The organism is Saccharopolyspora taberi, assembly GCF_039534165.1.
GTDB classification, from domain to species: domain Bacteria; phylum Actinomycetota; class Actinomycetes; order Mycobacteriales; family Pseudonocardiaceae; genus Saccharopolyspora_D; species Saccharopolyspora_D taberi.
Genome location: NZ_BAAAUX010000007.1, coordinates 6,195 through 18,578 on the forward strand (window position 1 = coordinate 6,195; position 12,384 = coordinate 18,578).

11 protein-coding genes and 1 pseudogene are annotated in these 12,384 nt (G+C 72.2%); 3 read left to right on the top strand and 9 right to left on the bottom strand.

Translation table 11 applies throughout. The features are described 5' to 3' along the window. A partial coding sequence (locus ABD691_RS07120) for a hypothetical protein (protein ID WP_344678650.1) occupies window positions 1-259 on the bottom strand: 259 nt, incomplete at its 3' end. A gap of 604 nt (window positions 260-863) precedes the next feature. Here ABD691_RS07120 and ABD691_RS07125 point away from each other — a divergent pair. The 3 genes from ABD691_RS07125 (at window position 864) to ABD691_RS07135 (ending at window position 3,888) form a co-directional block, all read left to right on the top strand. Next, a complete protein-coding gene (locus ABD691_RS07125; RefSeq protein WP_344678651.1) occupies window positions 864-1,799 on the top strand; it encodes an ABC transporter substrate-binding protein in 936 nt (311 codons plus the stop codon). Window positions 1,800-2,048: 249 nt separating this feature from the next. Next, window positions 2,049-3,047, top strand: a complete 999-nt coding sequence (locus ABD691_RS07130) for a FecCD family ABC transporter permease (protein WP_344678652.1) — start codon at window positions 2,049-2,051, stop codon at window positions 3,045-3,047. 67 nt (window positions 3,048-3,114) lie between these two features. Further along, window positions 3,115-3,888 (top strand): ABC transporter ATP-binding protein, encoded by a 774-nt coding sequence (locus tag ABD691_RS07135; RefSeq protein ID WP_344678653.1) that lies wholly within the window; start codon window positions 3,115-3,117, stop codon window positions 3,886-3,888. On the opposite strand, the gene ABD691_RS07140 is transcribed toward ABD691_RS07135, so the two are convergent. The 8 genes and pseudogenes from ABD691_RS07140 to ABD691_RS07175 form a co-directional block, all read right to left on the bottom strand. Beyond that, a complete protein-coding gene (locus tag ABD691_RS07140) occupies window positions 3,866-4,807 on the bottom strand; it encodes a cysteine peptidase family C39 domain-containing protein (RefSeq protein ID WP_344678654.1) in 942 nt (313 codons plus the stop codon). The two genes, ABD691_RS07135 and ABD691_RS07140, sit on opposite strands and share 23 nt — an antisense overlap. Window positions 4,808-5,332: 525 nt before the next feature. Beyond that, window positions 5,333-6,251 (bottom strand): annotated as a pseudogene (gene lgt, locus ABD691_RS07145) (prolipoprotein diacylglyceryl transferase); the annotation flags it as partial. 160 nt (window positions 6,252-6,411) lie between these two features. After that, on the bottom strand, window positions 6,412-6,714 hold the full coding sequence (locus ABD691_RS07150) for a hypothetical protein (protein ID WP_344678655.1): 303 nt from the start codon (window positions 6,712-6,714) through the stop codon (window positions 6,412-6,414). A gap of 284 nt (window positions 6,715-6,998) precedes the next feature. Beyond that, entirely contained in the window at window positions 6,999-7,793 is a 795-nt protein-coding gene (trpA, locus tag ABD691_RS07155) for a tryptophan synthase subunit alpha (RefSeq protein ID WP_344678656.1), read from the bottom strand. Further along, window positions 7,790-9,067, bottom strand: a complete 1,278-nt coding sequence (gene trpB, locus ABD691_RS07160; protein ID WP_344678657.1) for a tryptophan synthase subunit beta — start codon at window positions 9,065-9,067, stop codon at window positions 7,790-7,792. Before trpB ends, trpA begins: the two co-directional genes overlap by 4 nt. Before the next feature lie 61 nt (window positions 9,068-9,128). Then, window positions 9,129-9,938 carry an indole-3-glycerol phosphate synthase TrpC gene (trpC, locus tag ABD691_RS07165; RefSeq protein WP_344678658.1) on the bottom strand — a complete coding sequence of 270 codons (810 nt, stop codon included), beginning with the start codon at window positions 9,936-9,938 and terminating at the stop codon, window positions 9,129-9,131. 238 nt (window positions 9,939-10,176) lie between these two features. Further along, window positions 10,177-10,788, bottom strand: coding sequence for a Trp biosynthesis-associated membrane protein (locus ABD691_RS07170; protein WP_344678659.1), 612 nt, complete (start codon window positions 10,786-10,788; stop codon window positions 10,177-10,179). Then, window positions 10,766-12,343, bottom strand: a complete 1,578-nt coding sequence (locus ABD691_RS07175) for an anthranilate synthase component I (protein WP_344678660.1) — start codon at window positions 12,341-12,343, stop codon at window positions 10,766-10,768. Before ABD691_RS07175 ends, ABD691_RS07170 begins: the two co-directional genes overlap by 23 nt. Window positions 12,344-12,384: the final 41 nt, after the last annotated feature.

Sequence of the window (12,384 nt, forward strand, 5' to 3'; positions counted from 1 at the left end):
GCTCGGGCAGCTCGACGCCTGCGGTGGCGCGCAGCAGCTCGTCCGGGAGCTGGAGCAGGATGCCCGCGCCGTCACCGCTGGTCGGCTCGGCACCGGCGGCTCCCCGGTGTTCCAGGTTGGCCAGCGCGGTCAGCGCGTCGGCGACGATGCCGTGCGAGCGCCGACCGCGGATGTCGGCGACCATCGCGACACCGCAGGAGTCCTGTTCTGCCGCCGGGTCGTAGAGACCCTGCGGAGCGGGAATGGCTGAGAAAGCCACAGCGCAGACCTCCCTCGTCGTTCCTCGTGCTCAAGTCCGGAGACTTCGACTTCTGGGCACGGGACGACGTTGGCCCGCTCGTGACTTCCGGTGACCGGAAAGTTTCGGGGCGAGGACGGTTGAACCGGCAGGTCCAACACAGAACGTCCGTCGCGACCGGGAGTGTTCAGAGAACTTTAACAGTCAAGATACCCAGAAGCAGCACCCTGGGAGTGATGCTGAACATCTTGTTGTAACGCACCCCGTCCGCTATCCGGGGCAGCGTCGGCACGCCGGTTTGCACGCTTCGTCGTCAAATCTAACCGCTCGGTCGCCGCCGGCACAGCCCCCGTGCTCCAGGACACCCGTACTGCGGCGGGGAAGTCGATCGTTTGCTGATATCTTTCCAGCTCAGGACGGCCGCACGTGTGGGCCCGTCCGCGGACGCCTGCGCCAAGCGAAGCCGGTGCGAACCCGGTGCTGTGCCGCAACTGTGATGGCCCCGGCAACCGCCGGGACCGAGCCAGGTCGCCTTGGTGCGCGGCGTCGATGTCCGCCACTCCCGGTGCAGGGGTGCGGCGTCGGCCTCCGGCGTCGGACCGCACCGGCCGAACCGAGGGAAGTCATGACCGGGTTCCGCCGCCTCACCGCGTTGCTGCTCGCCACGCTCGCCCTGCTCGCCGCCTGTGCCACCCGACCCCAGCCGACGGAACCGCCGGGACCGGTCGACGACCCGGCGTCGGCGTTCCCGGCGAAGATCGAGCTGCCCGGCCAGGAACCGGTGACGCTGACCCAGCGGCCCAAGCGCATCGTGTCCCTGTCCCCCACCGCGACCGAGACGCTGTACGCGATCGGCGCCGGGGACAAGGTGGTGGCGGTCGACCAGTTCTCGAACTTCCCGCCGCAGGCGCCGCGCACCGAGCTGTCCGCGCTGTCGGCGGACGCGGCGGCCGTCGGCGGGCAGAACCCGGACCTGGTGATCGCGCCGGACAGCGCCACCCAGCTCGCCGAGGGACTGCGCGCGGTGGACGTGCCGGTGCTGCTCACCCCGGCGCCGACGACGCTCGACGAGGCGTACCAGCAGATCGAGGTCATCGGCCAGGCCACCGGGCGCGGCAACGCGGCCCGCGACCTCACCGAGCGGATGCGCGGCGAGATCGACAAGATCGTGGCCGACACCCCGCGCCCGCCGCAGCCGCTGAGCTACTTCCACGAGGTCAGCCCGGACTTCTACACCTCGACCTCGCAGAGCTTCGTGGGCAGCGTCTACGGGAAGTTCGGCCTGAGCAACGTGGCCGACCCGGCGGGCGGGCAGTTCCCGCAGCTGTCGGAGGAGCAGATCCTGCAGGCCAACCCGAGCCTGATCTTCCTGGCCGACACCAAGTGCTGCCAGGTCAACGCCGCCGCGGTCGCCGCCCGCCCGGGGTGGAACACGCTGACCGCGGTGCGCGACGGGCACGTGGTCGAGCTCGACGACGACATCGCGGGCCGCTGGGGCCCGCGCGTGGTCGACTTCGTCCGGACGATCAGCGACGCCGTCACCCGCACCCAGCAGAGCTGAGCACCCGCCCCGGAGGTCCCAGCACGCCACGAGCCATCGTCCTCAAGCGGCGAAGCCGCTTAGCCCACCATGCCAACCGGCACCGCCGCGGGTTCTCAGGTGTTCCTCGGCGAGGACAGCTTTTTCCGTCGTATTGGCATACGCAGAATCCTTCCGAAGCGGCAGGACCGCTTCGGTCCCGCAGCGAGGCGGCGCCTGAGGTTCCGCCACCCGCACCGCCACGCAAAACGACCCCAGGAGGTCCCCCCGATGCCGAGCAGGCTGCGGCCGGTTCACGTGCTGGCCGGAGTCGCCGCGCTGGTTGTGAGCGTCCTGGCCGGGGTGCTGGCGGGTGCTGCCGAGCTGGGGTGGCAGCGGGTGCTCGGCGAGCTGGTCGCGCAGGTCAGCGGCGGGGTCTCGCCGCTGTCCGAGCGGGAGGCGGCGATCCTGTGGCAGCTGCGGGTGCCGCGCGTGGTGCTCGGTGCCCTGGTCGGAGCGGCGCTGGCGGTGTCCGGCGCGGCGTTCCAGGGCGTGTTCCGCAATCCGCTGGCCGATCCGTACCTGCTGGGTTCGGCGGCCGGGGCGGGGCTGGCGGTCACCGTCTCGATCACCGCGCTGCCCGCGGTTCCGGTGCAGGTGGCGGCGTTCGCCGGGGCGCTGGGCGGGGTCGGGCTGACCTGGGCGGTCGGCCGCGCCGCCGGTGGTGAGGCCGCGACGCTGGTGCTCGCGGGTGTCGCGGTGGGCGCGTTCCTGACCGCGGGGCAGACCTTCGTCCAGCAGCTCAGCCTGGAGTCGCTGGAGCGGGTCTACATGTGGATCCTCGGGCGGCTGAGCACCACGGGCTGGCACGAGGTGCTGGTGGTGCTGCCGTACCTGACCGTCGCCGCGGTCGTGCTGTGCCTGTGCGCCCGGCTGCTCGACGTGCTGGGCACCGGCGACGAGGAGGCCACCGCGCTCGGCGTGCACCCGGGGCGGATCCGGGCGCTCGTGCTGGTCGCGGCCTCGCTGGCCACTGCGGCGGCCGTGTCGGCGGCGGGCCTGATCGGCTTCGTCGGGCTCGTCGTGCCGCACCTGGTCCGGCTCGCGGTCGGCGGCGGCTTCCGCCGGATCCTGCCGCTGTCGCTGCTGTTCGGCGGCGCTTTCCTGGTCCTGGCCGACATGCTCGCCCGGACCGTGCTGTCCCCTGCCGAGCTGCCGATCGGCGTGATCACCGCGTTCACCGGGGCGCCGTTCTTCGCGGCCTTGTTGCTCGCACGGAGGCACGCATGAGCGATCATCACTTCCCGCTTATGCGGGCCGACCGGGTGCGGGTGCCCCGCAAGACACAGAGGTCGGCATGAGCAGCCTGGAGATCCGCGAACTCGCGGCCGGATACCGGCGCAGCACGGTCGTCTCCGAAGTCACCACGACCGTCGGCAGCGGCGGCTGGCTCGGCGTGATCGGTCCGAACGGCTCGGGCAAGTCAACGCTGCTCAAGGCGGTCGCCGGGCTGGTCCGGCACCGGGGCCGGGTGCTGGTCGACGGCCGCGAGCTGGCCGGGCTGCGGCGGCGGGAACGGGCCCGGCTGATCGGTTACGCCCCGCAGATCCCGCAGCTTCCGGTGGGCATGACCGTCACCGACTACGTCCTGCTGGGCCGCACCCCGCACCTGGGCCCGCTCGGCAGGGAGGGCCGCTCGGACCTCGATCTGGTCGCGGGCCTGCTGGAACGCCTGGACCTCGGCGGGCTGGCCGACCGCACGCTCGCGACCCTTTCCGGCGGGGAGCGCCAGCGAACCGTCCTGGCCCGCGCCCTCGCGCAGCGCGCGGGCGTGCTGCTGCTCGACGAACCCACGACCGGCCTCGACATCGGGCACGCGCAGGCGCTGCTGGACCTGGTCGACGAACTCCGCCGCGAACTCGGCACGACGGTCGTGATGACCCTGCACGACCTGACCCTGGCCGCCCAGTACGCCGAACGCCTCGTGCTCCTGGACTCCGGCCAGGTCGCTGCCGAAGGCTCCCCGGCCGAAGTCCTCACGCCCGACGCGCTCTCCGAGCGCTACGCCGCCCGCGTCACCGTCCTCCGGACGCCGGACGGCTCCCCCGTCATCGCCCCGTTCCGGGGCTGAGCACGTCCAGCAGCCGCCGGTAACCCGGGGCCAACCGCCGCAGCCCGGCCGCCAACGCCGGGTCGTCACCCGTGACGAGCGGGTACTGGAGCGCGCCCACCGCGCGGGCGAGTTCCGCGGTGACCTCGGAGGGTCCGGCGAGGCCGAGGCGGCGCAGGCAGCCGGCGGCGTCGGCGAGCCGACGAGCCCCGAGGCGGACGCCGAACGCCGCCAGCAGGTCCCTGACCCCGCTGTCCAGCCCGGCTTCCACCTGCGCGGCCAGGCGTTCGAGCGCGGCCTCTCCGCCGAGCGAGCCCGCGGGCATCGGCACGTCATCCCGCCCGGCGAGCCAGCCCGCCGCCCGCGGAAGCGAACGCCGCAACGCCTCCAGCTCGCCGACCTCGCGTTCCCGCACGAACCCCGTGCGCATGACGAACGGCTCGTCGGCGTACTCCACCGCTTCACCGCGCCAGGCGGCCACGAACTCGGCGGTGGGCAGCGTGGCGAAGGGATGTCCGTGCGGATCGTGCAGCAGCACGAGATCGTCATCCACCGCGAGCACGACGACGTAGTGGTCGCCCTCTGGCGGCCCGAGCTGGTACCCGAGCAACCCCATGTCCAACGGCCCGGCCAGCACCGGCCCCCGCGCGGCTTCCGCCCGCAGCCGGTCCAGCGCTTCCTCGGGCGTCCCTCCGGCGCGGCGGTCGCACCGCCAGCCGAGCAGCTCGATGGCCGCGTCCAGGCCGACCTCGGGATCCCAGCCGTACGGGTCGAAGTACGGCAGCTCGCCCCGCACCAGCTGCACCCCGAAGGGGGAACCGGTCAGGGTCTCGATCACCGCGGGCGCCGGCGCCTCGGCGCCGAGCACCATGAACAGCGAACTGGAGTAGCAGTGCGGGCCGGACCCCGCGTAGTCGATCAGGTTCCCAGCGTTGATCATGCGGCCAGTACAGGGCCTGACACCTTGGCAGGGTCAAGCCCGCCGGCCGTCAGCTCCGCTGCTCGCCTTCGGCTCGCTGCTTCGAGCGCTCGCCGTCCTCCGGCTCCGCCTCGTCCGGCTCGCCGTCGCTCGGCGACGCCTCGGTTCGCACCGCTTCGCTCGGCGACGCCTCGGTTTCAGAAGCCTCGGCCCCCGATGCCTCGCTCGCCGACGCTCCGTTCTCCGACGCCTTGGTCCGCGACGTCCCGGTCCCCGCAGCGTCGCTCGCCTTGGCCCCGTTCCCCGACGCCCCGCTCCCAGAAGCCTCGTTCTCCGACGACCCGGTCTCCGAAGCGTCGCTCCCCGACGCCCCGGCCCCAGAAGCCCCGCTCGCCGTGGCCTCCGAGCCACCGCTCCGCGGCGCCTCCGCGTCCCCGCTCCCCGAAGCGCCCGACGCACCCGAGGTACCCGAAGCACCCGAGGTACCCGAACCCTCCGAGCCGCCGTCCGCGGAGTCCCCGCCGTCGGCGGAGTCCGCGGAGTCCGCCGGAACCTCCTCGTCCTCCTCACCGGGCCGCGGCTTCCCGCGCAACCGCGCGGGATCCTCCCGCTTCCCGCGGACCAGGAGCAGGTACACCACCGCGCCGGCGAAGACGATCAGCGAGGTGAACACGTTGATGCGGATGCCCAGGACGTGCGTGGCGTCATCGGTGCGCATCATCTCGATCCACAGCCTGCCCGCGGTGTAACCGGCGACGTAGAGCGCGAAGACGCGACCGCGGCCCATCCGGAACTTCCGGTCGGCCAGCACGATCAGCAGGCAGACGCCGACGTTCCAGAGCAGCTCGTAGAGGAAGGTCGGGTGCACCACGGCGACCGGGGTGTGGTCGACCGCGACACCCGCGATCGGGTCGGACAGCCCGGTCTCCGGGTCGACCCGGCGGTAGATCTCCAGGCCCCACGGCAGGGTCGTCGGACCGCCGTAGAGCTCCTGGTTGAACCAGTTGCCGAGGCGGCCGATCGCCTGGGCCAGCACCAGGCCGGGCGCGACCGCGTCGGCGAAGGCGGGCAGCGGGACGCCCCGGCGGCGGCAGCCGATCCAGGCGCCGAGCGCGCCCAGCGCGACCGCGCCCCAGATGCCGAGACCACCCTCCCAGACCTTGAGGGCGTCCAGCGGGTTGCGGTCCGGTCCGAAGTACTTGTGCCAGTCGGTCGCGACGTGGTACAGCCGTCCGCCGACGAGGCCGAACGGGACCGCGAAGACCGCGATGTCGGTGACCGTTCCCTTGCGACCGCCGCGGGCGACCCAGCGCCGGTCGCCCCACAGGATCGCCACCACGATCCCCGCGATGATGCACAGCGCGTACGCGCGCAGCGGGATCGGTCCGATGGACCAGACCCCCTGGTCGGGGCTGGGGATGTTGGCCAGCAAGGCCGTCGCCGATGCGGTAACCGGGGCACTCACGCCCACACCGTATCTGGCCGGGCGCGGCCCGTGGGCAGCGGCCGAGCAACATCGTTACCGCATCCTCACCGGTCTTTCGCGCCGGGTGTTTCCGCCACCGGACAACAGCGTGCCCGCCCTCGCGAAAAGGGCGGGCACGGAGCAGCCGAATTCAGTTCGTTCAGCGCGGGAAGACGAATCGGACGTCCTTGCCCTGCTGCGCCCAGTCGCACGCTTCGGTGGCGTGGTACGGACGGACGTAGTGGTCGACCAGAGTCGTCTTGCAGTCTTCCCAGTACCCACGTTCACCGGACTCGCACGCCTGCTTGATCTCCCACTTGTTGGCGTCGTAGCCCTCGGTGGCCAGGTAGTCCAGGCAGTCGATCACCCTCGCCTGCGCTGGGCCGGAGAACGTGAGCATCATTCCGGCCGCAACCGCGACGGCCCCGGCACCAGCACACAGCTTACGCATAACGGCGCTCATGAAGTATTCCTCTCTCGTGCATTGCCGAAAAGACATTGCGAGCACGATATTGCGCGCGAAATAGCAAGATCGCATTTTCCATCACTCAAAGGACTGATTGAAAAATAGCGTGAAAACAATCGGGTGAAATAAGCCGGAACGTGACCATCGGCCACCGGAACCGCTCACACGTCAGGTGCGCCGCACCCCGAAATGGGCTCCAAACCGACAACCCGGACACACTGCGTGGTGCAAAGCGAGGGCGGGGCCCACCCGGACCCCGCCCTCGCGGCTCGTACCGAAGATCAGCGCAACCGCACGCCCCTGCCGAGTTCCGCGGCCAGCGCCCGCACCCCGTCGGCGCCCTCGCGCTCGGCGCGGTCGACGAACGCCGAACCGACGATGACGCCGTCGGCGAAGCCCGCCACCTCGGCGGCCTGCTCGCCGGACCGCACCCCGAGCCCGACCCCGATCGGCAGGTCGGTGTAGGCGCGGGTGCGCTTGACCAGGCCCTCGGCCGCCGCGCCGACCGAGTCGCGGGCGCCGGTGACGCCCATGACCGAGGTCGCGTAGACGAAACCGGACGCGGCCTTGGTGGTCATCGCCAGCCGCTGCTCGGTCGACGACGGGGCCACCAGGAAGATCCGGTCCAGGCCGTGCTCGTCGCTGGCCGCGATCCAGTCCTCGGCCTCGTCGGGCACCAGGTCGGGCGTGATGACGCCGTGCGCCCCGGCCGCCTTGAGGTCCCGCGCGAAGGCGTGCGGACCGTACTTGTGCACCGGGTTCCAGTAGGTCATCACGACCGCGTTGCCGCCAGCGGAAGCGATCGAGGAGACCACGTCGAACAGGTCCCGGACCCGGAAGCCGTTGCGCAGCGCGGTGTTGCTCGCGGCCTGGATGGTCGGGCCGTCGATGACCGGGTCCGAGTACGGGATGCCGACCTCGACGAGGTCGCAGCCCGGCTCGTCGCCGGTGCCCTCCAGCATCGCGGCGAACAGCTCCTTGGAGCCCTCGACCGTCGGGTAGCCAGCGGGCAGGTAGCCGATGAGCGCCGCGCGCCCCTCGGCCCGGCAGGTCGCGAAGACGTCGTTGAGGCTCACCGGGCGTTCTCCTGTTCCGCCTCGTCGACGAGGCCGAAGTACTTCGCGGCGGTGTCCATGTCCTTGTCCCCGCGACCGGACAGGTTCACCAGGATCGTCGCGTCCGGCCCCAGCTCCTTGCCGAGCTGGAGCGCACCGGCGAGCGCGTGCGCCGACTCGATCGCCGGGATGATGCCCTCGGTCCGCGACAGCAGCCGGAACGCCTGCATCGCCTCGTCGTCGGTGACCGCGCGGTACTCGGCGCGACCGGAGTCCTTGAGGTAGGAGTGCTCCGGGCCGACGCCCGGGTAGTCCAGGCCCGCCGAGATCGAGTACGCCTCGGTGATCTGGCCGTCGTCGTCCTGCAGCAGGTACGAGCGGGCGCCGTGCAGGGTGCCCGGGGTGCCCTTGACCAGGGTCGCGCCGTGCTCCCCGCTGTCCAGGCCGTGCCCGCCCGGCTCGAAGCCGACCAGCCGGACCTGCGGGTCGTCGATGAAGCCGTGGAAGATGCCGATGGCGTTGGAGCCGCCGCCGACGCAGGCCGCCACCGCGTCGGGCAGCTTCCCGGTCCTGGCCAGCACCTGCTCCCTGGCCTCCTCGCCGATGACCTTGTGGAAGTTGCGCACCATCATCGGGAACGGGTGCGCCCCGGCCGCGGTGCCCAGCAGGTAGTGGGTGTCCTCGACGTTGGTGACCCAGTCCCGCAGGGCCTCGTTGATGGCGTCCTTGAGGGTCGCCGAGCCCGCCGCCACCGGGATCACCTCGGCGCCCAGCAGCCGCATCCGGGCCACGTTGAGCGCCTGCCGCCTGGTGTCGACCTCGCCCATGTAGACCACGCAGTCGAGGCCGAGCAGGGCGCAGGCGGTCGCGGTGGCCACGCCGTGCTGGCCCGCACCGGTCTCGGCGATGACCCGGCGCTTGCCCATCCGCTTGACCAGCAGCGCCTGCCCGAGCACGTTGTTGATCTTGTGCGAACCGGTGTGGTTCAGGTCCTCGCGCTTGAGCAGGATCGTCGCGCCGCCCGCGTGCTCGGCGAACCGCTTCGCCTCGGTGAGCAGCGACGGCCGGCCCGCGTACTCGCGCAGCAGGCGGGCCAGCTCGTCGACGTACTCGGGATCGCGCTGCGCCTTCTCGTACTCGGCGGCCAGCTCGTCCTGGGCGGCGATCAGCGCCTCCGGCATGAACCGGCCGCCGTACGGGCCGAAGTGGCCGCGTTCGTCCGGGTCGTGGCCCTCGGGCACGGGCTTGCCCGGCCGGTGCGCACGCGCGGTGTCGGCTCCGCTGGCGGGTGTCATCAGTTCTCCTTCGGCAAGCTTTCCCCGGGACGTCCCTGCGCCCCGGAGTCTGCAGGCATGATCATCGGCTCGGGCGCGGGCACGCCGGGTGCGACCCGGCGGTGACCAGCTGGGTGACCGCGGTGCGCGGGTTGTCGCTGGTGACCAGCCCCTCGCCGACCAGGACCGCGTCGGCGCCCGAACCGGCGTAGGCCATCAGGTCGCTGGGCCCGCGGACCCCGGACTCGGCGACCTTGAGCACCTCCACCGGCAGCCCGGGGGCGATCCGGCCGAAGACGTCCCGGTCCACCTCCAGGGTGTGCAGGTTGCGGGCGTTGATGCCGATGACCTTCGCGCCCGCCTCCAGCGCGCGGTCGGCCTCCTCGGCGGTGTGCACCTCGACCAGGGCGGTCATGCCCAGCGACTCGACCCGGTCCAGCAGCGCCTCCAGCGCCACCTGCTCCAGGGCCGCGACGATCAGCAGCACCATGTCCGCACCGTGCGCGCGGGCCTCGTGCACCTGGTAGGGGCTGACGATGAAGTCCTTGCGCAGCAGCGGAGCGCTGACCCGCGCCCGCACCGCGTCGAAGTCGGCCAGCGACCCGCCGAACCGGCGCTGCTCGGTGAGCACGCTGATCACCCGGGCGCCCGCCTCCGCGTAGTCGAAGGCCAGGTCCGCGGGCTCGGCGATCTCGGCGAGCTCGCCCTTCGACGGGCTGCGCCGCTTGACCTCGGCGATCACCCCCACGCCCGGGGCGCGCAGCGCCGCGAGCACGTCCTTCGGCGGTGCGGCCGCCGCGGACCGCTGCTTGATCTCGTCGAAAGAGATCACCGACTCGCGTGCGGCCATGTCCTCGCGGACACCGTCGATGATGGCTTCCAGAACGCTCACTCGGACACCTCGCAGGCCGTACCCCGAATACTCACCCGCAAGTCGCTGGATGCGCAGATGAACTCATTGCGCTCGATCACGACACTCCCCTTCCCGCCGTGCCGTCGCATGGCCGATGCTAAACCCGCCCGATCCGGCGTCCACCGAAGGGGTCGGAACAACGTCCCTGCACAGCAAGGACCTTCGGCCCTGGCACGGTGCTCGGACGACGCCGGGGCTCGCTGCTCGAACCCCGGCCTCAGCGGTCCTGCTCGACGGTGGGATCCTCCCCCGAATCGAGGGCTTCCCACAGCTTTTTGTCAGGATCCACCACCTTCCGGCGGGTGTCTCCCGGCGCCGAGTAGCGGGCGCCCATCGCGGGCAGCCTGCCCGCCCGCAGCAGGACCACCGCACCAGCGACGAGCAGCAGCACCGCGCCCGCCGACATCAGCAGCGGGCCCGCCGGGTTGGTCGTGATCCCGCTGACCGGAACGCTGCCCTGCGGCAGCGACGGCGCGCTGTAGGCGAACCAGCCCTCGATCTGCCACGCGACGACGCGCCAGCCGAGCAGCCCGCCCGCGACGACCACCAGCGCGCCCAGCACCCGGCGCAGCCAGCCGCCGGTGGCCAGCACCGCGGCGATGGCCGCGAGCGTGGCCAGCGCGACCGGGACCAGCTCCGGGCGCAGCACGGCGCCGGTGACGCCGCTGGTCTGCTCCCCGGAGAACGGGGTGCGGAAGCGCTGCCCGACCCAGGTCACCGCGCTGGAGCCCCACAGCAGCCCGGCCGCGGCCAGCAGCAGCAGGACCACCGACCACAGCAGTCGCGGTGACCGGCCCGGCCGGGACTCAGATGCCTGCTCGGTGCTCAACCCGCTCCCCCGCGTCCTGGGCGACGCGCTCCGGGCGCCGCAGCGTTCCCGCCGTGGCGACCGCGTTGAGCACGGCCCGCGCCTTGTTGATCGACTCCTGGTCCTCGGCGAGCGGGTCGGAGTCGGCCACGATGCCGCCGCCGGCCTGCACGTACGCCCGGCCGTCGCGGACCAGCGCGGTGCGGATCGCGATCGCGGTGTCGGCGTTGCCCGCGAAGTCCAGGTAGCCCACGACCCCGCCGTACTGGGCGCGGCGGGTCGGCTCCAGCTCCTCGATCAGCTCCAGCGCGCGCGGCTTCGGCGCGCCCGAGAGGGTGCCCGCCGGGAAGCACGCCGCGACCGCGTCGAAGGCGGTGCGGCCCTCGGCCAGCGTGCCGGTGACCGTGGAGACGATGTGCATGACGTGGCTGTAGCGCTCGATCCGGAAGAAGTCCACGACGTGCACCGAGCCCGCCTTGCAGACCCGGCCCAGGTCGTTGCGGCCGAGGTCGACCAGCATCAGGTGCTCGGCGCGCTCCTTGTCGTCGTTGATCAGCTCCTTCTCCAGCAGCGCGTCCTCGTCCTCGTCCTCGCCCCGCCAGCGGGTGCCCGCGATCGGGTGGGTGGTGGCCTGCCCGTCGCGAACGGTCACCAGCGACTCCGGGCTGGACCCGACGATGTCGAACGGGCCGCCGCCGTCGGGGTCCTCCAGCCGCAGCAGGTACATGTACGGGCTCGGGTTGGTGGTGCGCAGGACGCGGTAGATGTCGAGCGAGTCGGCGTCGGTGTCCATCTCGAACCGCTGCGAGACCACGACCTGGAACGCCTCGCCGTCGCGGATGGCCTCCTTGGCCCGCTCCACCGCGGCGCAGTGCTCCTCGGGCGTGCGCCTGCGGGTGAACTCCGCGGACGGGCGGGAGAACACCGCCACCGTCGGTTCGGCGGGCAGGGCCAGCCGCTCGGTCATCTCGTCGAGCCTGCGGACCGCGTCGTCGTAGGCGGCGTCGACCCGCTCCGGGGAGTCGTCCCAGTTCACCGCGTTGGCGATCAGGGTGATGGTGCCCTCGTGGTGGTCCAGCGCGGCCAGGTCGGTGGCCAGCAGCATCACCAGCTCGGGGATCGCCAGGTCGTCCTCGGTGCTGTCGGGCAGCCGCTCCAGCCGCCGCACCGCGTCGTAGCCGATGTAGCCGACCAGGCCGCCGGTCAGCGGCGGCAGGCCCGGCAGCGGGTCGGTGTGCAGCAGCTTCACCGACTCGTTGAGCGCCTCCAGCGGGTCGCCGCCCTCGGGCAGGCCGACCGGCGGGGTGCCGGTCCAGCAGGCCCGGCCGTCCCGGACGGTGAGCGCGGCGGCGCTGCGCGCGCCCACGAAGGACCACCGGGACCAGGAACGGCCGTTCTCGGCCGATTCGAAGAGGAAGGTGCCGGGACGGTTGCCCGCCAGCTTCCGGTACACCCCGAGCGGGGTCTCGTCGTCCGCGAGCAGCCGGCGCACCACTGGGATCACCCGGTGGTCCGCCGCCAGTTCGCGGAACTCCGCACGTCCTGGACTGATGTCGCCGATCTCACCGCCGGTCATGAAGTCATTGTGCCCGGCCGCTCCCCGGCCCCGGCGGGCGG

Bases quoted from the DNA above. Each gene is read 5' to 3' on its own strand.
- ABD691_RS07130 (WP_344678652.1), top strand. From the start codon at position 2,049: ATGCCGAGCAGGCTGCGGCCGGTTCACGTGCTGGCCGGAGTCGCCGCG.
- ABD691_RS07150 (WP_344678655.1), bottom strand. From the start codon at position 6,714: ATGAGCGCCGTTATGCGTAAGCTGTGTGCTGGTGCCGGGGCCGTCGCG.
- ABD691_RS07125 (WP_344678651.1), top strand. From the start codon at position 864: ATGACCGGGTTCCGCCGCCTCACCGCGTTGCTGCTCGCCACGCTCGCC.
- ABD691_RS07135 (WP_344678653.1), top strand. From the start codon at position 3,115: ATGAGCAGCCTGGAGATCCGCGAACTCGCGGCCGGATACCGGCGCAGC.
- ABD691_RS07140 (WP_344678654.1), bottom strand. From the start codon at position 4,807: ATGATCAACGCTGGGAACCTGATCGACTACGCGGGGTCCGGCCCGCAC.
- ABD691_RS07175 (WP_344678660.1), bottom strand. From the start codon at position 12,343: ATGACCGGCGGTGAGATCGGCGACATCAGTCCAGGACGTGCGGAGTTC.
- trpB (WP_344678657.1), bottom strand. From the start codon at position 9,067: ATGACACCCGCCAGCGGAGCCGACACCGCGCGTGCGCACCGGCCGGGC.